This is a genomic window from Aquimarina algiphila (assembly GCF_947494415.1).
Classification (GTDB): Bacteria; Bacteroidota; Bacteroidia; order Flavobacteriales; family Flavobacteriaceae; genus Aquimarina; species Aquimarina algiphila.
In genome coordinates this window covers 767426-790590 of record NZ_CANLVC010000008.1, presented here as the reverse complement: position 1 = coordinate 790590, position 23165 = coordinate 767426, and the positions used below count along the sequence as shown (strand labels likewise).

Sequence of the window (23165 nt, the reverse complement as noted above, 5' to 3'; positions counted from 1 at the left end):
ATGGCTGAAGGAGAAAAGCTTATACCCATCAACATCGAGGATGAGATGAAATCTGCCTACATTGATTACTCAATGTCGGTTATTGTTTCTCGTGCACTTCCAGATGTTAGAGACGGTCTTAAGCCTGTACATAGGCGTGTATTATATGGTATGTATGAACTGGGTGTTAAAGCCAGTAGTGCCCATAAGAAGTCTGCAAGAATTGTAGGTGAGGTACTTGGTAAATATCACCCTCATGGAGATACCTCTGTATATGACACAATGGTACGTATGGCTCAGGAATGGAGTTTAAGGTATATGTTAGTTGATGGTCAAGGTAACTTTGGTTCTGTAGATGGAGATAGTCCTGCTGCTATGCGTTATACAGAGGCAAGAATGAGAAAGATATCTGAAGATATGCTTGCAGATATAGAAAAAGAAACCGTAGATCATACATTTAATTTTGATGATACACTACAAGAGCCTACAGTTTTACCAACAAGGGTTCCAGGACTCTTGATTAATGGAGCTTCTGGTATTGCGGTTGGTATGGCCACAAATATGCCTCCTCATAATTTGACTGAAGTTGTAGATGGTACGGTAGCTTATATTGATAATAACGATATCGAAATAGATGAGTTAATACAGCATATAAAGGCTCCTGACTTCCCTACAGGAGGTACAATTTATGGATATGATGGGGTTAGAGAAGCCTTTAAAACAGGTAGAGGACGTATTGTTATCCGGGCAAAAGCAAGTTTTGAAGAAGTAAATGGTAGAGAATGTATCATTGTTTCTGAAATTCCTTATCAGGTCAATAAAGCAGATATGATTAAAAAGACTGCAGATCTGGTTAATGACAAAAAGATAGATGGTATTTCTACGATCAGAGATGAGTCTGATAGAAAAGGGATGCGTATTGTATACGTATTAAAACGTGATGCTATACCTAATATCGTTTTAAATCTTTTATACAAGTATACCGCATTACAGTCTTCTTTTAGTGTTAATAATATTGCACTTGTTAATGGAAGGCCACAGTTGTTGAATGTAAAAGAAATGATTCATTATTTTGTAGAACATAGACATGAGGTTGTTGTTCGTCGTACAAAATATGAATTAAGAAAGGCAGAAGAAAGAGCTCATATTTTAGAAGGTTTAATCATTGCTTCTGATAATATTGATGAAGTCATTGCTTTAATCCGTGCTTCTTCTAATGCTGATGAGGCTCGTGAAAAGCTTATTGAACGTTTTAAGCTATCTGAGATACAGGCTAAAGCAATCGTAGAGATGCGATTACGTCAGTTAACTGGTCTGGAACAAGATAAGTTACGTGCAGAGTATGAAGATTTGATGAAGACTATCGAAGATCTTAAGGATATCTTGGAGAAGAAAGATCGTAGAATGACAATTATCAAAGAAGAACTTGCCGAAATAAAAGAAAAATACGGTGATGAACGTCGTTCTCAGATAGAATATGCTGGAGGAGATTTAAGTATTGAAGATATGATTCCTGATGAAAAAGTAGTAATTACGATTTCGCATGCAGGTTATATCAAAAGAACATCTCTTAATGAATATAAGAAACAAAATAGAGGAGGAGTAGGACAAAAAGGAAGTACTACACGTAATGAAGATTTTCTTGAGCACTTGTTTGTAGGGACTAATCATCAGTATATGTTATTCTTTACACAAAAAGGAAAATGTTTCTGGATGAGAGTATATGAAATACCAGAAGGAAGTAAAACATCAAAAGGTAGAGCGATACAAAACTTGATTAATATTCATAGTGATGATAAAGTGAAAGCTTTTATTTGTACTCAAGATCTTAAAGATGAAGAGTACATTAATTCTCATTATGTCATTATGGCAACGAAAAAAGGTCAGGTCAAAAAGACATCTTTAGAACAATACTCCAGACCAAGAACAAATGGTATAAACGCAATTACCATTAAAGATGATGATGAACTTCTAGAGGCTAAGCTAACAGATGGTAAAAGTCAGGTGATGCTAGCAGTACGATCAGGTAAGGCTATTCGTTTTGAAGAAGAGAAAACGAGACCTATGGGACGTGGTGCTTCAGGTGTAAGAGGTATACGATTAGCAGATGAAAAAGATGAAGTAATTGGTATGGTTGCTGTAAATGAGATGGAAAGTAATATCTTAGTGGTTTCAGAGAACGGATACGGAAAACGTTCAAAGCTAGAAGATTATCGAATTACAAATAGAGGAGGTAAAGGAGTTAAGACTATTTCTGTAACCGATAAAACAGGTAATCTGGTAGCTATTAAAAATGTTACTGATCTTGATGATCTGATGATCATAAATAAATCAGGAATAGCTATTAGGTTAGCCGTAGAAGATTTGCGAGTGATGGGACGTGCAACTCAGGGAGTACGTTTAATTAACTTAAAAGGTAAAGATTCTATTGCGGCAGTAGCAAAAGTTATGCATGATGAAGACGATATAGATGATGCAGAAATTGTAGAAGATGTAGATTCTCCTATGACAGATGCTGATAATGCTTCAGATGGCACGAATATTGATGATAAAACGAAACAATAATTAAATCCCATTTTAAAAACTCAAGTAATGAAGACTAAATTTATCGTAGTACTGTTCTTAGCAGTTAGTGCTATTGGATTTTCTCAAAAACAAGCATTAAAAGCTGCTGCAAAGGCGCTTAAATCCGGAAATATGGATGTTGCTAGTGATGCATTGAAAGCTGCAGAGGGGCAGTTAGATATGGCTGATGAAAAAATGAAAGCTCAATTTTATTTCTTTAAAGGTCAGGTCTTGGCATCTTCGTCTGGAGAATCTTTAGAGAAAGTAGAAGCTGCTGCAGATGCTTATAATAAATCAATAGAGATTGAAAAAACGGCAGGTGGATCTAAGTATACTGCAGATGCTAGCCAAAAGTTGCAGTTATTGCGTCAAGCTTTAATAGAAAATGCAATTAAAGATCAAAATGCTAAAAACTATAAAGGTGCAGCAGAAAAATTATATTTAGGATATAAAACCAATAAAGCAGATACTACATATTTATATTATGCTGCTGGTAATTCTGTTAATGCAAAAGATTATGATAAAGCATTATTATACTACAAAGAGTTAAAAGAACTTAATTTTAGTGGTATTAAAACTGAATTTGTTGCAACAGATAAAGCAACAGGTAAAGTAGAGCCTTTTGATTCAAAATTGATTAGAGATGCATCTGTGAAATCTGGTTCATACATCAAACCAGAAACTCGCACTTCTGAATCTAAAAAAGGAGAGATTGCTAAAAACATAGCATTGATCTATATGAGTCAAGGAAAAGATGAAGAAGCTGTAGCTGCTATAAGTGATGCAAAAAAAGAAAATCCTAATGATGCAGCTTTAATGCAAGCTGAAGCTGATGTATATTATAAGTTAGGAAACATCGCTAAGTATAAAGAAATTATGGAGCAGATTGTTGCTAATGATCCTGAGAATCCAGACTTACTTTATAATTTAGGTGTTAGTGCATCTCGTCTTGGAGATAATGACCAAGCATTAGGATATTATAAAAAAGCATTAGAATTGAAGCCAGATTATACTGCAGCTCAAATTAATATTGCTTCTATTATCCTAGGTGGAGAAACTAAGATTGTTGATGAAATGAATGGTCTGGGTACATCTTCAAAAGACAATAAAAGATATGAGGAACTTAAGGTAGAAAGACAGAATATATACATAAATGCTGTCCCTTATCTTGAAGGAGCCTTAAAAAGTAAGCCAGACAATGTAGAGGCTATCCGTACTTTGATGAATATCTATTATCAGCTTGACAATCCAAAAGCTGATGAAATGAAAAGTAAATTAAAAGCTTTAGAAGGAGGTAACTAGATTACTAAAAGCTTATGAAAATATAAAAGCCAGAATTATTCGATTCTGGCTTTTTTTATTAGAATATTATATGTGTTTTATTTTTTGTATATCATATAATTTTTTTTCCTTTTCAAGGAATATAAATGTCATGTAATACAATTTCAAGAAGTTCTTTAAGAATAATTTATCTAGTATTATCATCACTCCTTTTCCTGTTTTCTGAAATACGATCAAATGGGTATGAGACGATCACTATGGATTTTTTTGAATACTCCAAATTCATAAGTAGATTCGTATAGTATGACTATTAGGGGAGTTTATGACGTACAAAAGAAATATAATGCTTAGTATTTTTATTGATTTTTTTATTTTTTAATAAAAGGAATAGAGAGTGGATAATAGCATTTTTGAGAATTTATAGCAGATATTACATTTTTAATCATTACAATAATACTAAATGGGATAACCGCAATAAAAAAGAAAAAGGCACCAGGTATGGTTACTAATGCGATAAGAGATAATACAAATAGGATCGTAATGGTGATCTGAAAATTAACAATTGCTCTTCCATGAATATCATAAATTTTATGATCCTCTCTTTTATGAATCCATAAAAATAAAGGAATCAATATATTGCATAAGGGAATACCTAATCCTAAAATAGGAATTCCGTGCATTAGTAATAGCCATTTTTTCTGAATCGTCTCTTCTTTTGGATCCTCTAAGATTAATAGGTCATCAACTTCGATTTCTAACGCAGTAGCAAGAAGTTTGACAGTTTGTAAATGTGGATTTACTTCACCTTTTTCAATACGTTGTATAGTTCGAATGGTAACGTGAGTTCGTTCTGAGAGTTCTTCTTGAGTGTATCCTTTTAACTTACGTTGATATACTAAGTTTTTTGCTATTGATCGATCTTCCATAATTTTGATTTTTGTTTAGAATGAAGCTATCAAGAGCTCACGGTTTTTGTTACGACATATCTATGTCACCTATATGTCATTTACTGTTTTATCTACTGCTTTAGGATAAAGATATAAGTTTTAGAACTAATTTGTGTACGATAGGATGATGATTAATTTCAAAAAAGGTCAAATACAAATAAATCAAAAAAAAGAGACTGTTTCATAAAACAGCCTCTTTTGAAATTAAGTTTTAAATTTTAGTATCTCTAAAACTTATAAGAAGAAATCAAATGATTTTTTTCGTTAATGAAAATAACATCATCGATCACATCTATTAGATAGTTTGGTGTTTTATCTAAAAGATCAATTTGTTTATCGATTGCTCCGGTTTTTTTGTTAATCATATTTATAGAATGCTTTGTAGGAGCAGTGTCGCTTTTTATTTTTGCAACTATAAATTGATGGTCCTTAATACTTTTTGAATTAGAGTATCTGGTTTTTGTAATTTCAAAAACAGTAGCCATATTTTGACCGTCTCCAACATATAAGCCAGCTACCATAGATTCTGTAGCTGTACCATCATTTTGATCTGTTGATCTTCTGTAAACACCGCTAGACAAGGCAGAAAGTTGATCAATATTTTCCAAAGCTCCACCGATATCAAGATCTACACCAGCCACTGCTAATCCTATTTCAGCCATTTGTGCAAAACCTTTTAGACTAGATGCAGGTTCATAATACTGAGTATACTTTAAGGTTCCTGTAGGAGATAACAAGGAGATATGTTGTTCGGTAAATAATAGATATCCGCCATCTTTTACATATTCTGCAACAAGTGGGGTTTTCTTTTTTACATTTTCTAGAGCGATATCTTCTGCAAATAATTCTATTTGTCCAGATTTTAAATCAAATTTGTATCCCTTTTTATTCTCAAAAAGTACTACTTTTTCTTCCTTTTCATCATAAGTAACTGCCGGGATTGATTTAAATTTCACATCTTTATCCCATACATCTTTTCCTTTTACAAAATCAAGAATATTTGATCTTTCAGTAGATACATACATAATACCTTTTTCTGTAGGAGTCACATAATATGCATACCCTTTAACTTTACTATCCCAGATTTTATCTCCTTCGGGATTAACTAGAGCTATAGTACCATCTTTTTCATGCTTACCAATGGCAATAAAACCTTTTGGATGAGGAATTACTTCGTCTAGAAAATCTATTTTGAAGCTTTTTTTCCATTTAAACACATTTGTTTTTGGATCAATAATATTAAAACCTTCTGTTTCTACAACAATTAGATTGTTAGCTTCATCTGGACGTACATCTATTAGTGTACCTCGTAGTTTTAATTTACCGGGAGTTATATCACTTCCATTTATAGGGTCTAGTACTGTAAGTTTATTGGATTTTTTGATACCAAGATAAAGGCTGTTATTAATGTCAGAATATACTAATGCTTTAATTCGCTTATCAGCTTCGTGTTTCCATACAATTTCTCCATTAGTACCATTTATAGTAAATATTTGATTTTTGATACCAATAATCAAATTATTCTCTTTGTTAAAATATGGTCCATGATCTATAAAACTTCTTTTTGAAATAAGGCTTTTAATGAAGCCCTTACTTTCCCCAAGCGCTGTTATCCATTCTTTTTTCCAAGTTTTTAGACTGAAACTCATAAGATAGCGTTCTTTGTCTTTAGTCAGTTCAAAAAGGATTACACCATTATTTTGTAATATGGTAAAGTCTTTTATTCTATAACCATCATCTTTAGTATCAAAAACAATGTCTCCATTACTAGAGTTAATAATAATACCTCTTGTTTTACCAGCTAGTGGTATATATTCAACATAAAAAAGAGGTAAACCATCAATGGTAAGAAAAGTGTTTTTATCAACAGCTTTAAGTTCCTTATTATGCCATACGGTTTCTCCAGTGGTGTTGTTCATTGCTAATAAACCCTTTGCACCAGAAGCGATAATAAGGCCATCATTAGATTGCTTGATCCAACCTACTTCGTATAGTGTTTCTTTGAGATCAACTTCCCAAAGTTTGTCTTGTGAATATCCAAAACTAATTGATAAAATTGCCAGAAAAATGACATAGATTTTTTTCATTTGGTTGAGTGTTTAGTTAGAAAAAATAAGTTTAGGCACGCCAAAAATGCAACAAAATATGATTATCCACAAATTTGTCGTATCAAATTAGAAGTTCTAAACAACTTAGGATGCATTTTTAAAGCGCATCCTAAGTTGTTTTATCTAAGTTCTGCACCTAGTTTATTTTCAAAATTATGTTGTAGTTTGTTCATAATTTTGTCAATTTGTTTATCTGTAAGTGTTTTCTTTTCGTCAAGTAGAGTAAAGCTTACTGCATATGATTTTTTACCTTTAGGTAGATTTTTACCTTGATAAACATCAAACAAATTTATATCTTTTAATAGTTGTTTTTCGGTCTGTTTGGCAATGGTATGAATTTCTTCAAATTTTACATCATTATCCAAAAGAAGAGCAAAATCCCGACGTACCTCTTGAAATTTTGAAATATCAGAATACTTTACTTTATTATGTTTTGCATACTCTAAAACTGCATCCCAATTAAAATCAGCATAAAGTACTTCTTGAGCAATAGAAAAATGCTTAAGAATTGATTTTTTAATAATTCCAAAATCAACAACTTTAGCTTTTCCGACAGTTAATGAAATCCCTTCAGAAAATATATCGTTTTTTATTGGAGTTGTTTTTAATCTGTTTATACCTAGGCGTTCCAATACAGATAATACAACACCTTTTAAATAAAAGAAGTCGCTAACTTGTGAGCTGTTATTAATTCTCCAACTTTCTTTAGACCGGTTTCCTGTAATAATGATACTTAAATGCTTGTTTTCTATTCTACTATCTTCTTGATAATGATGATAAGTTTTACCGAATTCAAAAAATTTAAGATCTGCTCTTTTTCTGTTACTATTATAAGATACAGCTTCTAAACCAGAGAAGAGCATGGACTGTCGCATTACTGCTAAATCATTACTAAGCGGATTAAGCATTTCTACGTTATTTTCAGTTTTTAACTGTTCGCTTAAATGAATATATTCTGGTGTAGTAAGCGAGTTTGCCATCATCTCATTAAATCCCTGCCCTGCCAGTTGATTTGATATTATGTTTTGCACATTATGATCTGAAAATTTATCAATATTAGAGATCGAGGCATTTAATTTTTGAGTAAATCCAATATTGTTATACCCGTATACTCTTAGAATTTCTTCTATAACATCGGCTTCTCTTTGTACGTCATTTCTATAAGAAGGAATGGTAAGACCAATCCCACTTTCTGTAACGCTATTAATTTTGATATCTAACGAGGTTAGAATCTGTTTTATAGTTTCTTGAGGAAGTTCTTCTCCAATAAGTTTGGTTGCGTTTTCAAAAGACAAAAACACTTGAAAATCTTCAATTTTTTTAGGATATAGATCTAGTATTTCACTAGAGATATTTCCACCAGCAAGTTCCTGTATTAGTAGTGCGGCTCTTTTTAATGCGTACTCTGTAATATTGGGATCAATACCGCGTTCAAATCTAAAAGAAGCGTCTGTATTTAGACTATGTCTTTTTGCCGTCTTTCTAATACTAACGGGGTTAAAATATGCACTTTCCAAGAAAATAGAAGTCGTTGTTTCTGAAACTCCAGAGTTCATTCCTCCAAATACCCCTGCAATACAAAGAGGTTTTACAGCATCACAGATCATTAAATCTTCCTCGTGTAATTCTCTTTCTACTTCATCCAGAGTTGTGAACTTTGTTCCTGCCTCTACTGTTTTTACTTCAATTTTATCACCTTCAATATAATGTGCGTCGAATGCATGTAAAGGCTGCCCCAGCTCATGTAATACATAATTGGTGACATCGACTACATTATTTTTAGGGGTTATTCCGATAGCTTTTAGTCTATGTTGTAACCAAGATGGAGATTCTTTTACTTTAATATCAGAAATTGTTAAACCGCAATATCTAGGTGCTAAATCTTGATTAGTAACTTCGATATCGATTTTCTTTAATCGATTTTCTACTCTAAAATTACTCACAGACGGAGTAATAAGTTCTATATTAAGATCTTTTTGAAGTAGACCAGCTTTTAGATCTCTTGCTGTACCCCAGTGGCTCATTGCATCAGCACGATTTGGAGTTAGTCCTATCTCAAAAACATAGTCATTTTCGATATCAAATATTTCTGCAGCCTTTGTCCCAACAGGAATGTCAGAATTAAGAACCATGATTCCGTCATGACTTTTTCCTAATCCTAATTCATCTTCGGCACAAATCATTCCATGACTTTCTTCGCCTCTGATTTTTCCTTTTTTTATAGTCCATTCTTCACCTTTGTCGTCATAAAGCTTAGTTCCGATAGTTGCAACTGGTACTTTTTGGCCAGCAGATACATTAGGTGCTCCACATACAATCTGAACAGGTTCTCCATTTCCTAAATCAACTTTTGTGATTTTTAGTTTATCTGCATTTGGATGTTTCTCACAGTTAAGAACTTGCCCTACAACAACTCCTTCTAAACCTCCTTTTACACTTTGGTAAGCTTCTATTCCTTCAACTTCTAGTCCTAAATCAGTAAGAAGTTCGCCCGTTTTTTCTGCATCCCAATCTAGGTTAGCAAATTGTTTTAGCCAATTATATGAAATCTTCATTTGTGATCTTTCTTAATTCAGTCGGTAAAGATAATATATTGAATCTGCCTGTTAAAATAAACAGATACCAAAATGTTTATATAAAATGAACTGAAATAATTCGGTAAGTTTTAAGTAACTTTCCGGACTCTTTATAAAATTTCTATAATGAAAAGAATTATCACACTTATCTTATTCTCTTTAGTTATTGTTTCTTCTTGTAAGAAAGATCAAACCAACAAAATAATGCATCTTAAAAGTGGTCCTTGGAGAGCTACGTTAGAAGTTCAGGACAATAAAAAACTACCTTTTTTAATGGAGGTTATGGAAGATCATACTTTAAAGATTTTTAATGCAGAAGAAACTATAAATGTTGATGAAGTTGTGGTCAGTGGAGATTCAATTGCCATCAAGTTTCCTGTATTTGAAGGATATGTTGCAGCAAAATTTGTAGATTCTGTGACAATTTCGGGTAGTTTTATTAAAGAAAGTTTGGATAGAGTAGTACCATTTGAAGCAAAATATGGAGAACAGGATAGATTTGATATTGAATCAAAGGAAGAATACAATATTACAGGGAATTGGGAGGCTGTTTTTAGTGAAGACAATAAAGAAGATAGATATATTGCTAAAGGGATTTTTAAACAAAATGGAAATATTGTTACAGGAACATTTAGAACAACCACCGGGGACTACCGTTACTTAGAAGGAGTAATGAATAATAATGAGTTGCAATTATCTACTTTTGATGGTGCGCATGCATTTCTGTTTACAGCACAAGTAACAGATAGTACCCTTAATGGCTCTTTCTATTCTGGAAACCATTGGAAAGAACCGTTTGTTGCCAAAAGAAATGAGCACTTTAAATTACCGTCTGAAGATTCATTAACGTTCTTAAAAGAAGGGTATGATAGTTTGACGTTTAGTTTTCCTGATACCAATGGAAAAGAAGTTTCACTTCAGGATGAACAGTTTAAAAACAAAGTAGTAGTAGTGCAGATTATGGGTACTTGGTGTCCAAATTGTATGGATGAAACTAAGTACTATGTAGATTTTTATAATCGTAACACTTCTGAAGATGTAAAGCTTGTTGCCTTAGCTTTTGAATATGCAAAAACTGAAGAAAAGGCCTTTAAGTCAATAAAGAGACTGAAAGAAAAATTAAATGTAGAATATCCAATTCTTCTTGCTCAATATGGTACCTCAGACAAACAAAAGGCACAAGAGAAATTACCTATGCTTAATCATGTATTATCCTATCCTACGACCATTTTTATAGATAAAAAGGGGAAAGTACGTAAAATCCATACAGGTTTTAATGGGCCCGCGACAGGTCAAAAATATGTTGATTTCAAAAAGGAATTTGAAGAATTTGTTGATCAATTATCAAAAGAATAAGTATATTAAATAGATAAAACTCTACCATCGTGATAGTATCATGCTGGTAGAGTTTTACTGATACATAGCTAAAGATACAATACATTAAGGCTCAATTTTCTGCATAACACTACTATCTATAAAAGTAACCTTATAGTTTTCTGATCCATTTTAAACTTAAGTTTTCTTAACAAAATCAATTTTTTGTTTTTGTCCAAAAAGAACAAACACCATACTTTTTGCGATCTATATTTTTGTTCAAAACATTAGAATAACGATATGGAATATAAAATCAAAATGGCCTTTGCTTTAATAGGAATAGGATTAATCTTTTTTATCAATACTATCAATGCTCAAAAAATAGACAAGACTAATTTGTTTGAAATCTGGCATTTGAATAGTTATAAAATTAAGAGCAAAGAGTATTCACCATCCAAAAAAGAAAAGAATGATTATATACATTTTAAGGAAGATGGAACATTTGTTTCTAAGTCAGAAAATACAATAGAAACCGGAACCTGGATATTAAATAATAATGGTGGTTATATTTTGATGATCGATGATAACAATGAAACGATAAAAGCCTATATCGTAAGTTTAAGTTTTGAGAACTTAATACTGCGCTTTGACGTAGCAGAGATTAAAGAAGTCGAAGTTGTGTATAGTAGTCATTTATAAAATTGAGGGATTATGAAATATAAATGCACAATACTGCTTTTAGTTATATTCTTTACAACATTCGCTCAAGAAAGGATTCGTCTTAATACAGTTCTCTTTGAAACAGATAATATATCAATATATGTAAAAGATATAAAGGACGAAAGAAAAGAAAAGTCATTAGGTAATGTAGATAATAGCTCAGGAAAACAAAGTACAGTAATATTAAATCCAAATGCGTCAAAAGCAATTCAGGAATTTATGGATGTTTCTTTTCCTTTTTCAAAAGAAGCTACGCCAATTTATATTAAAATTAAAGCATTAGAAATACAGCAATCACAAAGTGCTATAAATACTGTAACAACAAGAGCATATGCGCATCTAATTTTCTTTGAAAAAGAAGAAAATTCATTAAAAGAAATTTTTAATATTAATCATTACGAAGATCAGATTTTTGACATATCGAATACATCGGGAATATTTGAAAGTCATGAAAAGAATGTTAGAGCAACATTAGAATATTGCATGCAACTTTTTGTAAAAAACTATAAAGAAAATAAAACTTCTGAAAAGGATACATTAGAATTTAGGGCATCCAAAGAACCAATTTCTTTGGCTACAGTACCCAAATTGGGTAAGTGGTTTGATATTTTTACATATAAACAACTTTTTAGTAAAAATAGAGAAGGGTATAACATTAGTTATATAGGATTTTCAGATAGTGAAGATCGTTTTATTTTACCGTTTGTATTATCGTATAGTACCTATAAAATAAAGCCAGAGTCATTGAGGAATAAAGGATACAAATCTGTTGATTATTTTGCACTAGGAGCAGGTTTTGATGGATATTTTAAAATGTTCCCGGGAGTATATGTTGGTTTGGGTATTGGAGTGCCAATAGGTGTTGAAGTTACAAGAAACACAGAAAACAGAAAACGGACTAATTTTTTGATAGGTATAAACGCAAAACAAGGGATAAAACTTATCCCTTTTAAAGACTTTGGGATTGTTATGGGAGCCAATATATTTCAACAAGTTCAAACATCCAAAGTATATAAAACAGATTTTGGTTTTGAATTGGAATTAGGGGTTAATTTTTAAGAAGCTAAAGCATGTCCTTAAAAATAATAGCAATATAGTTTTGTTAATTAGTTGTTAAGTAAAGAGTGGTTTAACAATCTATTATTAATTTTTTATTGAGTTTAACACTATCGTAACATTAGGATTAATAATTACCTCTTACATTGTTTTGGGGTAGAAATCGAGATCGATTTCTATTTATAAATAATTATTAAATCAAAAAGTCAGTCATGAAAAACTCCAACCTTATTATCGCATGTATTGCGGCAGCAATGATGCTATTCACAATTGATACGAAGGCACAATTAAAGACACCCGAGGGAAGCCAACGTGCACAGGTAATGCAACGTGTGGGAATTACTAATATTACAATTGATTATGGAAGACCTAGTGTAAAAGAACGCGAAATATGGGGCAAATTAGTACCTTATGGTTATAATGACCTTGGTTTTGGTACATCAAAGGCAGCACCTTGGAGAGCTGGAGCTAATCTTAATACAACTATTGAATTTACAAATGACGTAAAGGTAGAAGGAAAAGATATTAAGGCAGGAATCTATGGTTTACATATAGCATTAAAAGAAGATGGAGGAGCTACCATAATATTTTCTAATAATTCTACTTCTTGGGGAAGTTATTTTTATGATGAAAAAGAAGATGCTTTAAGAGTAGATGTCAAAACTAAAGAGGCACCACACACAGAAATTTTGAGCTTTTCGTTCCCTATAATTGAAGCCAATAGTACTGTAGCGGCTCTACGATGGGAGAAAAAAGAAATTCCGTTTAAAATAGAAGTAGATGTAAAGAGCATAGTAATGACGGGAATTAAAAATGACCTTCGTAATACTGCAGGGTTTACTCAATCAAATTGGGATAATGCAGCAAATTATGCTTTTAATGCAGGTGAATTAGACAAAGCTTTAGAGTGGATTAATGGTTCTATTAGCGGGAACTTTTTTAGCAAAGAAACGTTCTCAAATTTATCTCTTAAATCACAGATCTTAGTAAAACAAGGAAAAACAAATGATGCTATGACACTTGTTGATAAAGCAGCTAAATTAGGTAATGCAAGTCAGGTTTTTCAATTAGGAACCGGATTGATTAGCCAAAAACAAAATGATAAAGCGTTAGCTATTTTAAAAGATAATGTAAAGAATAATAACGGTGCATGGCCTTCAAATTTTGGTTTGGCAAGGGCATATTCTGCAAAAGGAGATTATAAAAATGCCGTAAAATCTTTAAATATAGCAATGACAAAAGCACCAGAAAGATTTAAGCCAAGGTTAACGGCTGCTCTTGAGAAACTTAAAAAAGGAGAAGATATAAATTAAAAAAAATCAAAATTTATAGTTTTTTAAAGAAGGTTTAGAGTTTTTCTAAACCTTTTTTTATTGAAATTAAAATCAAACTGTTAATAACATAATAGTATCGTAGAAAACAGTTTTAATATCATATGATTTTATGGTACATTAGTGCATTACCGTATCTTTGTATACACCAAATTTATGTACATGAGCAAAGCCGTTTATATTGCTACTATCGAACCGAATAGTGGTAAATCTATTGTTGTTTTAGGGATGATGCGTATGCTTCTGGGCAAGGTTGCCCGGGTAGGATACTTTAGACCAATAATTGATGATCCTGCAGCAGGAGAAGTAGATAACCATATCAATACTGTAATTTCTCATTTTGAGTTAGATATTAATTTCAAAAAGGCATATGCGTATACCAGAAGTGAAGTGCTTCAGAAGTATAATGAAGGTAAGGCAGGAGAGATTATAGATGGTATTATAACAAAATATAAAAATCTTGAAGAAAAATTCGATTTTGTCCTTGTAGAAGGAACCGACTTTTCTGATGAAGGTAGTATTATTGAGTTTGACATAAATGTTGTTATAGCAAAAAATTTAGGAATTCCGGCGGTAATAGTAGCCAGTGGATTGGATAAGACCAATAAAGAAATTGTAGGTAATTTAAAGCTCGCCTATGATACTTTTAATAGTAAAGATGTTGAAGTTTTGGCCGTTGTTGCAAACAAAGTTACCCAAGGGAATGAAGATGGATTAGAACGTGTTTTTGAAAATGATTTCACTAATGAGGTAGATCGAATTGTAATTCCTAAGATCAATTCTTTATTAAATCCAACAATCAAAGAGATTGTCAATGAGTTAGATGGAAATGTTTTGTTTGGTAAAGAATATTTAAATAATCAAGCAGGTAGTTTTGGAGTGGGAGCCATGCAATTACGAAACTATTTAACTCATCTTAAGGATAATAGTCTGGTGATTACACCTGGGGATCGTGCAGATATTATTTTAGGAGTGTTACAGGCAAATATTTCTGATAACTACCCTAAGATTTCAGGAATTATATTAACAGGGGGAATAATTCCTGAACAATCAATTCTTAAACTTATAGAAGGGGTTTCTTTATCATTCCCGATTATAGCCGTTCCAAGTGGCACATTTTCTATTGCGAATAGGATAGGAGCTATTAAATCAAAAGTTTATTTGGATAATTTACAAAAAATAAACACCTCTATAAGTACATTCGAGAAATATGCTAATGAAGATCGCCTGGCAGATAGAATGATTACTTTTAAATCAGAGGGGTTAACACCACGTATGTTTCAGTATAATTTATTAAGACGTGCATTAAAGCATAAAAAGCATATTGTTCTTCCTGAAGGATCCGATGAAAGAATTTTAAGGGCAACTTCAAGATTATTAGCTTCCGGAGTTGTAGACATTACCTTAATCGGAAATGAAAAAAAAATAAAAAATAAAGTTACACAACTCGATATCCCAATTGATTTTAGTAAAGTAAATATTGTTTTCCCAACAGAATCTCCTCATTATGATGATTATGTACAGACATTTTATGAATTGAGAAAGCATAAAAATGTAAACCTGGATATGGCTAAAGATATGATGGCAGATGTGTCATATTTTGGTACAATGATGATCTATATGGGACATGCCGACGGAATGGTTTCGGGAGCAGTTCATACTACTCAGCATACTATTCGTCCAGCACTACAGTTTATTAAGACAAAACCAGGAGTAAAAGTGGTTTCTTCTGTATTTTTTATGTGTCTCGAAGACCGAGTTTCGGTATTTGGTGATTGTGCGATAAATCCAAATCCAAACGCCGAAGAATTAGCAGAAATAGCAATTTCTTCTTCAGAGTCTGCTGCTGCTTTTGGGATCGAACCAAAGGTTGCAATGCTGTCATATTCATCAGGGAATTCTGGTAAAGGTGAGGATGTAGAAATAGTAAGAACTGCAACTACGATTGTTAAAGAGAAGCGTCCTGATCTTAAAATAGAAGGTCCCATACAATATGATGCTGCGGTAGACATGAGAGTAGGACAAAGTAAACTTCCAGAATCCGAAGTTGCAGGTCAGGCCAGTGTTTTAATTTTTCCGGATTTAAACACAGGAAACAATACATACAAAGCTGTGCAGAGAGAAACGGGTGCATTAGCAATAGGTCCAATGTTACAAGGGTTAAATAAACCAGTAAATGACCTAAGTAGGGGATGTACTGTAGATGATGTATACAATACGGTGATTATTACTGCAATTCAAGCTCAAGGATTATAAAAAAAAAGAGAAAAGAAGATCATGCAAATACTTGTATTAAACTCAGGAAGTTCATCGATAAAGTTTCAATTATTTACCATGCCAGAGGCAAAAGTTATTTGCTCTGGATTGGTAGAACGTATTGGATTGGATAATGCAAAAATTAGCTATCGGTCAGATATCAATAAAATTGAAGCGACAGAGATAATTAATAATCATAAGGATGGTTTGCAATTTATTGCAAGTTATTTAATGGATAAAGAAATAGGCGTTATTCAGGCAGCTTCAGAAATTGAAGCCGTAGGGCATAGAGTGGTTCATGGAGGGAGTACTTTTGCTGAAACAGTTGAAATTACTGAAGAAGTAAAACAAAAAATAGAAAAACTATCAGTATTAGCTCCATTGCATAACCCAGCTAATCTTGAAGGGATCTTGGTAGCTGAAGAAATTTTTCCTGAGGCAAAACAAGTTGCAGTATTTGATACAGCCTTTCACCAAACCATGCCTGTTGATGCTTATAAATACGCAATTCCCAATACATTTTTGGATGAGAATAATATTAGGGTTTATGGCTTTCATGGAACTAGTCATAAATATGTTTCAGAAAAAGCAATAGCGTTTTTGGAAAAGAAAAAGAACTCAAAAATTATTACGATTCACTTAGGGAATGGATGTAGTATGACAGCGATCAAAGATGGTAAAAGTATTGATCATACTTTGGGGTTTGCACCTATGAATGGTTTAATTATGGGGACACGATGCGGTGATATTGATCCGGCGGTTATTTTTTATATGGTAAACTCGCTAGGGTATTCATTAGATGAAGTAAATAACCTCTTACAAAAAGAAAGTGGAATGCTGGGGTTAACAGGATATAGTGATTTAAGAGATATTGAAGCAGAAGCAGAAAAAGGAAATTCAGATTGTAAATTGGCATTACAAATGAATGCATATCGAATCAAAAAATTTATTGGTGCTTATGCATCGGTAATGAACGGTTTAGATGCTATTGTATTTACTGCAGGAATAGGGGAGAACTCTAGTGTTATTAGAGAGTTAGTGTGTAATGATCAAGAGTTCCTTGGGATTCAATTAGATACAAAACAAAACGAGATACGATCAAAAGAGATTCGAGAGATTAACTTACCTTCTTCAAAAGTAAAAATATTGGTTATCCCTACAAATGAAGAATTAGAGATTGCTAAGCAATCATTTGAAGTGCTGTCCTCATAATGACTTAAAAACAACCTCTTGTTTTTTGAAATAAGAGGTTGTTTTAGAATTTTGTAATAGAGATTTGCACATGTACTATTGAGACAAAGAGAATTACCTATACCTCTTAGATCACATTGAATATTAAAGTATCCTGGATTTCTTCTGGTTCCTTTAATTCTTCCTTAATGTTCATTTGGATAATTTCTGAACTCTACTTAATTCTAAGATTTTTTTAACAAGAATAATTTTTATGATTAGTGTTTAATACAAGTATTGACAAAAACCATCAATACAAAGTGAATATTCACAACCAAAAGCACCACCCGCTAGTTTTACACGACATTGTTGACTATTGCAACAACCATAATTTCTTATAGCACCTTTTATTTCTTGTTGTTGTTCTTTAGATAATTTCTGAACCCCTGTAAGATTTAAAATTTTTTTCATTTTTGTATATATTTAAAAGTTAATAATCCAATTTTTGATTTAGAATAGTATTCCAATTAGAATTATTCACTAATAAAAAAGACAAACATAAAGTTTGTCTTTTTATACTAATTGCGTTCTTAGTAAAAGATACAACCTCCATATGGAAGACATCTTCCTGGTTCACAGAAACTTCCTCCTGGAAAGCTCACTCGACATTTGTTAGAACCACAACATCCGATACCAATGGCTCCTTTAATTTGACCTTGTTGTTCTTTGGATAATTTCTGAACCCCTGTTAGATTTAAGATTTTCTTCATTATATATTTAATTTAAAGTTAATACGAATTGAGATATGCTTTCTAACCAAAAAAGGATCACCTTATGCAATAAAGTCATCCTCTTTTCATTATTTATATTTTATTATGCCCAGATACATCCGCCACTAACACAGTATCCATAGTCACAAAATTCTATTCCACTTGGAGTTCTTACACAGCATCTATTAGGACCATTACAATAAGGTCTGGAAAAATTGGCTCCATTTATATCCTGTTGTTCTTTTTTACTTAGTTTTTGGACTCCTGTTAGCTTCAATATTGTTTTCATTGTGTAAATATTTAAAAGTTAGTAATTAAAATTCAGGTATAAATATGTATTCTAAAGTTATAAGACGTTTATTGGGAATACAAGTTTATGTTCATGATATTTATAAATTTGGGGTATTAAATTAAAAGGGTTATACAGGTTAAGGTGTTGATTATGTGTGTTTTGTTTATGTTTTTAGTAAAAGACACATCCTCCCCAAGGATTACAACGACCTGGTTCACAAAAGCGTCCGGCAATGAGACAACCTCTGCCACTTGGACAACAAACTCCTCTCGAAGCTGATCCATTAATATTTTGTTGTTGTTCTTTAGATAGTTTCTGAACTCCTGTTAGATTTAAGATTTTTTTCATAATGTGTATATTTAAAAGTTAATAATCCAATTTTTGATTTAGAATAGTATTCCAATTAGAATTATTTACTAATAAAAAAGACAAACCTAAAGTTTGTCTTTTTTGTATGATTAATATCGAGATTAGGCAAAAATACATCGCCCCCAACGATCACAATATCCTGGTTCGCAAAAACTTTGGTTACCAAAACTGATAAGACATCCTCGTCCATTAGGACAACAAGTAGCGCGTCCAAAAGCACCTTTTATGTCTTGTTGTTGTTCCTTGGATAGCTTCTGAACTCCTGTTAGGTTTAAGATTTTTTTCATGATGTGTATATTTAAATGTTAGTACTTAAATTTAGTTTAAAATACTGAATAACAGTTACATAAAAACCACCGAATATGTAAGGTCTTCTTATTGGTTTTGTGTTGTAAGAAATAACTTATTAACAAGTGTTAAGGTTTGTAAAGGTTTGATTTTTAATATTTTAAGTTGAATGTTTTTTTTAATTCCTAGATTGTCAACATACTAGGTAACGTTTTGATAACGTTTGACTATAGTAAGTCTAAGAAAATAACTTTAGTTTCGAATCCGCATAATCACACATAATAAACTAACTCACAACACAATGAAAAAAATAATTCTTTTATTATTGGCTATTCCAATTATTGGTTATAGTCAAATACCATCATATTATAATGATGTTAATCTTAATTTATCTGGAAACGCTCTACAAAATGAATTGGGTAATAAAGTTATAAATACACATACTACTTTTCTTACATATACTCCAGGAGTCTGGGATGCTCTAAAACAAACAGACCTGGATCCTTCTGATTCTTCTAAGGTAATTTTGATTTATGGATTTAGTGATACTGATGGAAATACGACAACAGACAGAACTCGAGGAGTGAATAATAATGGAGGAGGATCTACCGATTGGAATAGAGAACATGTATATCCAAGATCTTTAGGAAATCCAAATCTTGGTTCTTCAGGCCCAGGTTCTGATGCTCATCATCTAAGACCTTCTGATGTACAACGTAATTCATCCAGAGGAAATAGAAAATTTGCAGACGGTTCTGGAAACTCAGGAACCACGGCTCAAGGACATTGGTATCCTGGAGATGAATTTAAAGGTGACGTAGCGCGTATGATGATGTATATGTATATTCATTATGGTAATCGTTGTCTACCAAAAAATGTTGGTGTTGGTTCTCCTGCGGCAAGTGATAGTAATATGCTTCAATTATTTCTTGAGTGGAATGCAGAAGATCCGGTATCACAATTAGAATTACAGCGTAACCCAATCTTAGAAGGAATTCAAGGAAACCGGAATCCATTTATTGATAACCCGGCATTTGCGACACAAATTTGGGGAGGACCACAAGCAGAAGATAGGTTCGGAAATGTAGGGGGAGGTAATGATACTCAAGCTCCTAGTGTGCCGGGTAACTTAGTATCTAATTCTACAACGCAAACTTCTACAGTACTATCTTGGAATACATCTACAGATAATGTTGGTGTTACCGGGTATGATATTTATAGAAACAATACATTTTTGGCCTCGGCTACAACGACTAGTTATAGTGTTTCAGGATTGACAGCAAATACAACGTATTCATTTTCTGTAAGAGCAAAAGATGCTGCTGGTAATATATCAGCTTCTAGTAGCACCATAACGGTAACTACTCAAAGCGCTTCTTCTGGAGGTAACGCAACCGCATTATTTTTTTCAGAATATATAGAGGGATCATCAAATAATAAAGCATTAGAAATAGCAAATTATACAGGAGCATCGGTTAATCTTTCTGGATATACAATAAAACGACAAACTAACGGTTCTGGATCTTGGTCTGGAGGATTAAATTTATCAGGAAGTATAGCCAATAATGATGTTTTTGTGATAGCAAATAGTTCAGCTTCTAATACAATCAAAAATGTTGCAGATTTAACTTCTGGGGCTTCAGAGATGACTTTTAATGGTAATGACCCTGTAGGTCTGTTTAAAAATAATGTTTTGATAGATATTATTGGAAATTTTAATGGAGGATCATCGAATTTTGCAAAAGATGCTACCTTAAGAAGAAAAGCAGATATTTCATCTCCTTCGTCTACGTATAAATCTATCGAATGGGATTCTTTTCCTCAAAATACAACTGATGATTTGGGAAAGCATACTTTTAATGGAGGAGGTAATAGTGTTGATACAGAAGCTCCATCTGTTCCTACAAACCTTAGTGGTTCTAATATCACAGAAAATAGTGTGAACCTTTCCTGGACCGCTGCTACCGATAATATTAGTGTAGAAGGATATTCTATATTTCAAGATGGTACATTGTTAACAACTACTGGTTCAACAACATATATTGTGTCTGGTTTAACAACAGGAACATCATATACATTTACAGTACAGGCTTATGATGCTGCAGGAAATAATTCTGTATCAAGTAATACGATAACTGTAACTACACAAGATATTATAGTATCCTATTGTGAATCAAAAGGAAATACAATAAATTATGAGTTTATTGATTATGTTGGAATAGGAGGTATTGCCAATACTACTCAAGCTAATGGAGGTTATGGTGATTTTACTTCTCAGGTAGGAAACCTCAATTATGGTGATAATACAATTGTGTTAAGTGTTGGATTTGTGAGTGCTTCTTATACCGAACATTGGGCAGTTTGGATCGATTTTAATAAAAATGGATCCTTTGAAGCTTCAGAACAAGTAGTTACAGGTTCTACTTCGAATCCAGGTAATTTGTCATATAATTTTACGATTCCAACTTCTGCCAGTTCTGGTACAACTAGAATGCGAGTTTCTATGAAATGGAATGGAGCGCCAACCTCTTGTGAAACTTTTGGTTATGGTGAAGTAGAAGATTATACAGTAAATATTGGAGCTTCAGGTTCTAAAACCAAAGAATTAGCTGAGGTTAGTATTGATGGTAAATTAGAGAATGAAAACCAGATATTTTCAGCTCAAGTATATCCTAACCCGACATCCAGTTATGTCAATTTAGGTATTGGAGATAACCGTGAAATTAGTTTTAAATTAACTGATATGCGTGGTCGAATTATAAAATCTGGAAAAACGACAAAAAATAGAATAGAATTAAATGATGTAAAATCAGGTATGTATAGTATAGAACTTAATGATGGTACCCGTTCGGTTTCAACAAAAATAGTAGTTCAGTAATGTTTTGACAATATTTAAACAAAAAGCCTCACTTTAAGTGAGGCTTTTTGTTTAAATATTGTAGAATAAATTGATATGCCTTATAATGTTTTTCTTCTATTGACCTCTTTCAGTACCTTTTTAGCTTGTAAAATATGTCTTTGATTATGATAGATTACAACTCTAAAAGTATCGCCTAATCTTAGCTTTAGCCATTTAGAAATCGAGATCCCGGTTTTTGTTTTAGTAAGATTTACCTTTTTAGACATATCTAATACATCAAGGAGCATATATTGATGATTGATAAATGTGCTCAATACATCTTTATTTAGCATACTCCCAGCAGGATTCATTGATTTAAATGTCTTCATTTTATTTAGTTTTTCTTTTGGAAGCATACTTTTTGCAAAATAATTCCCTAACCATCCACTTTTAAAGTTTTCTGATTCATGGTGCTTAGAAATTGCTATTTGTTGCTTTATTTCAGGAATATAAAAATTTCCGTATAAATTTAAATGTTCTAAGCATTCTAATATACTCCAGTATTCAGATGTTTTTTTCCAGTTAAGTACTTCGATTGATAACTGATTAAATTTCTCTACTTCGTTTATGTTCTTTCGGGTTCTTTCTATTAAGTCCTGTATTAAGTCTTTTGATGTTATTTCCATTGTTTTTTTACAAAAGTCTATATTCTAAACTCTTAAAACATTGATCGAAATTAAGATTTTTTGATTCTTGAAAGTGTTTCTGGAGTCATTCTCAAATATGATGCTATATATTTATTAGGAATTTCCTGAAAGAGTTGAGGGCTACGTTTTAATACACGATTGTATCTTTCTAAGGGAGATATGGTTAGAATATCTCGTTCTCTTTCCATTTGTTGTAAAACAAAATCTTCAAGAATGATATTCCATGTTTTGATATTTTGGGAAGACGCCCATATTAAATTCATGAGTTTTGTTTTACTTATTACTTTTAAAGTTGCCTTTTTTAGGGCTTGAATATATAAATCTGATGGTTTTTCATTTAAAAATGAGTCAAGAGCGGCAATGAGGTTATTTTTATACCCAAACCGAATAGTATGCTCTTCAAATTCATCCAGTACAAATATTCTTAAACTACCGCTGATAACCAGATAACAGTTAGTATCAATACTTCCTTTTACTTTTAAATACTCATTTCTTTTCAATTCTATTTCTCCATCCCACAAGTTTTGGGTATTGAGTTCTGTAATTAGAAGTGAAATTGGATTCATTTTTTAAATGTAATAATACTTTATATGTAAT

Annotated in this window: 19 protein-coding genes; 9 read left to right on the top strand and 10 right to left on the bottom strand. The window is 32.3% G+C overall.

From position 1 onward, the window contains the following. Together gyrA and PQF96_RS21250 are read left to right on the top strand one after the other, a co-directional pair. The gene (gene gyrA / locus PQF96_RS21255; RefSeq protein ID WP_109435300.1) at nucleotides 1-2544 is read left to right on the top strand and encodes a DNA gyrase subunit A; all 2544 of its coding nucleotides are present in this window, start codon (nucleotides 1-3) and stop codon (nucleotides 2542-2544) included. 27 nt (nucleotides 2545-2571) lie between these two features. Beyond that, nucleotides 2572-3846: a tetratricopeptide repeat protein gene (locus PQF96_RS21250; protein WP_271768156.1), complete on the top strand. Its 1275-nt coding sequence runs from the start codon at nucleotides 2572-2574 to the stop codon at nucleotides 3844-3846. Between the two features lie 347 nt (nucleotides 3847-4193). Here PQF96_RS21250 and PQF96_RS21245 read toward each other — a convergent pair whose 3' ends face one another. The 3 genes from PQF96_RS21245 to pheT all read right to left on the bottom strand — a co-directional run bounded on the left by PQF96_RS21245 (nucleotide 4194) and on the right by pheT (nucleotide 9435). Continuing rightward, nucleotides 4194-4751: a helix-turn-helix domain-containing protein gene (locus PQF96_RS21245; RefSeq protein WP_109435302.1), complete on the bottom strand. Its 558-nt coding sequence runs from the start codon at nucleotides 4749-4751 to the stop codon at nucleotides 4194-4196. Nucleotides 4752-4999: 248 nt separating this feature from the next. Then, nucleotides 5000-6859: a PQQ-binding-like beta-propeller repeat protein gene (locus PQF96_RS21240; RefSeq protein ID WP_109435303.1), complete on the bottom strand. Its 1860-nt coding sequence runs from the start codon at nucleotides 6857-6859 to the stop codon at nucleotides 5000-5002. A gap of 140 nt (nucleotides 6860-6999) precedes the next feature. Then, complete coding sequence (pheT, locus tag PQF96_RS21235; protein WP_271768153.1) at nucleotides 7000-9435, bottom strand: phenylalanine--tRNA ligase subunit beta; 2436 nt, start codon at nucleotides 9433-9435, stop codon at nucleotides 7000-7002. A gap of 147 nt (nucleotides 9436-9582) precedes the next feature. Here pheT and PQF96_RS21230 point away from each other — a divergent pair, with 147 nt between their 5' ends. From PQF96_RS21230 to PQF96_RS21205, 6 genes are all read left to right on the top strand, one after another. Beyond that, nucleotides 9583-10812: a peroxiredoxin family protein gene (locus PQF96_RS21230; protein WP_271768152.1), complete on the top strand. Its 1230-nt coding sequence runs from the start codon at nucleotides 9583-9585 to the stop codon at nucleotides 10810-10812. A gap of 258 nt (nucleotides 10813-11070) precedes the next feature. Beyond that, nucleotides 11071-11469 (top strand): lipocalin family protein, encoded by a 399-nt coding sequence (locus PQF96_RS21225; RefSeq protein ID WP_109435306.1) that lies wholly within the window; start codon nucleotides 11071-11073, stop codon nucleotides 11467-11469. A 12-nt stretch (nucleotides 11470-11481) separates the two neighbouring features. Further along, entirely contained in the window at nucleotides 11482-12549 is a 1068-nt protein-coding gene (locus tag PQF96_RS21220) for a hypothetical protein (protein ID WP_271768150.1), read from the top strand. A 209-nt stretch (nucleotides 12550-12758) separates the two neighbouring features. Then, nucleotides 12759-13859: a DUF2911 domain-containing protein gene (locus tag PQF96_RS21215; RefSeq protein ID WP_271768148.1), complete on the top strand. Its 1101-nt coding sequence runs from the start codon at nucleotides 12759-12761 to the stop codon at nucleotides 13857-13859. 180 nt (nucleotides 13860-14039) lie between these two features. After that, complete coding sequence (pta, locus tag PQF96_RS21210) at nucleotides 14040-16133, top strand: phosphate acetyltransferase (protein ID WP_109435309.1); 2094 nt, start codon at nucleotides 14040-14042, stop codon at nucleotides 16131-16133. A gap of 21 nt (nucleotides 16134-16154) precedes the next feature. After that, nucleotides 16155-17345, top strand: coding sequence for an acetate/propionate family kinase (locus PQF96_RS21205; protein WP_143916631.1), 1191 nt, complete (start codon nucleotides 16155-16157; stop codon nucleotides 17343-17345). 243 nt (nucleotides 17346-17588) lie between these two features. Here PQF96_RS21205 and PQF96_RS21200 read toward each other — a convergent pair whose 3' ends face one another. From PQF96_RS21200 to PQF96_RS21180, 5 genes are all read right to left on the bottom strand, one after another. Next, entirely contained in the window at nucleotides 17589-17774 is a 186-nt protein-coding gene (locus tag PQF96_RS21200) for a hypothetical protein (protein ID WP_143916630.1), read from the bottom strand. A gap of 119 nt (nucleotides 17775-17893) precedes the next feature. Further along, nucleotides 17894-18073: a hypothetical protein gene (locus tag PQF96_RS21195; protein WP_271768146.1), complete on the bottom strand. Its 180-nt coding sequence runs from the start codon at nucleotides 18071-18073 to the stop codon at nucleotides 17894-17896. A gap of 103 nt (nucleotides 18074-18176) precedes the next feature. Further along, a complete protein-coding gene (locus PQF96_RS21190) occupies nucleotides 18177-18362 on the bottom strand; it encodes a hypothetical protein (RefSeq protein ID WP_271768145.1) in 186 nt (61 codons plus the stop codon). Nucleotides 18363-18536: 174 nt separating this feature from the next. After that, entirely contained in the window at nucleotides 18537-18713 is a 177-nt protein-coding gene (locus PQF96_RS21185) for a hypothetical protein (RefSeq protein WP_160114085.1), read from the bottom strand. A 122-nt stretch (nucleotides 18714-18835) separates the two neighbouring features. Next, nucleotides 18836-19021, bottom strand: a complete 186-nt coding sequence (locus PQF96_RS21180) for a hypothetical protein (protein ID WP_271768143.1) — start codon at nucleotides 19019-19021, stop codon at nucleotides 18836-18838. 302 nt (nucleotides 19022-19323) lie between these two features. Here PQF96_RS21180 and PQF96_RS21175 point away from each other — a divergent pair, with 302 nt between their 5' ends. Beyond that, nucleotides 19324-21900 carry an endonuclease gene (locus PQF96_RS21175; RefSeq protein ID WP_271768142.1) on the top strand — a complete coding sequence of 859 codons (2577 nt, stop codon included), beginning with the start codon at nucleotides 19324-19326 and terminating at the stop codon, nucleotides 21898-21900. 80 nt (nucleotides 21901-21980) lie between these two features. Here the strand turns inward: PQF96_RS21175 and PQF96_RS21170 are convergent, their stop codons facing one another. Beyond that, nucleotides 21981-22547, bottom strand: a complete 567-nt coding sequence (locus PQF96_RS21170; protein WP_143916627.1) for a DinB family protein — start codon at nucleotides 22545-22547, stop codon at nucleotides 21981-21983. 50 nt (nucleotides 22548-22597) lie between these two features. Next, nucleotides 22598-23134, bottom strand: coding sequence for a Crp/Fnr family transcriptional regulator (locus PQF96_RS21165; RefSeq protein ID WP_271768140.1), 537 nt, complete (start codon nucleotides 23132-23134; stop codon nucleotides 22598-22600). Nucleotides 23135-23165 lie beyond the last annotated feature (31 nt).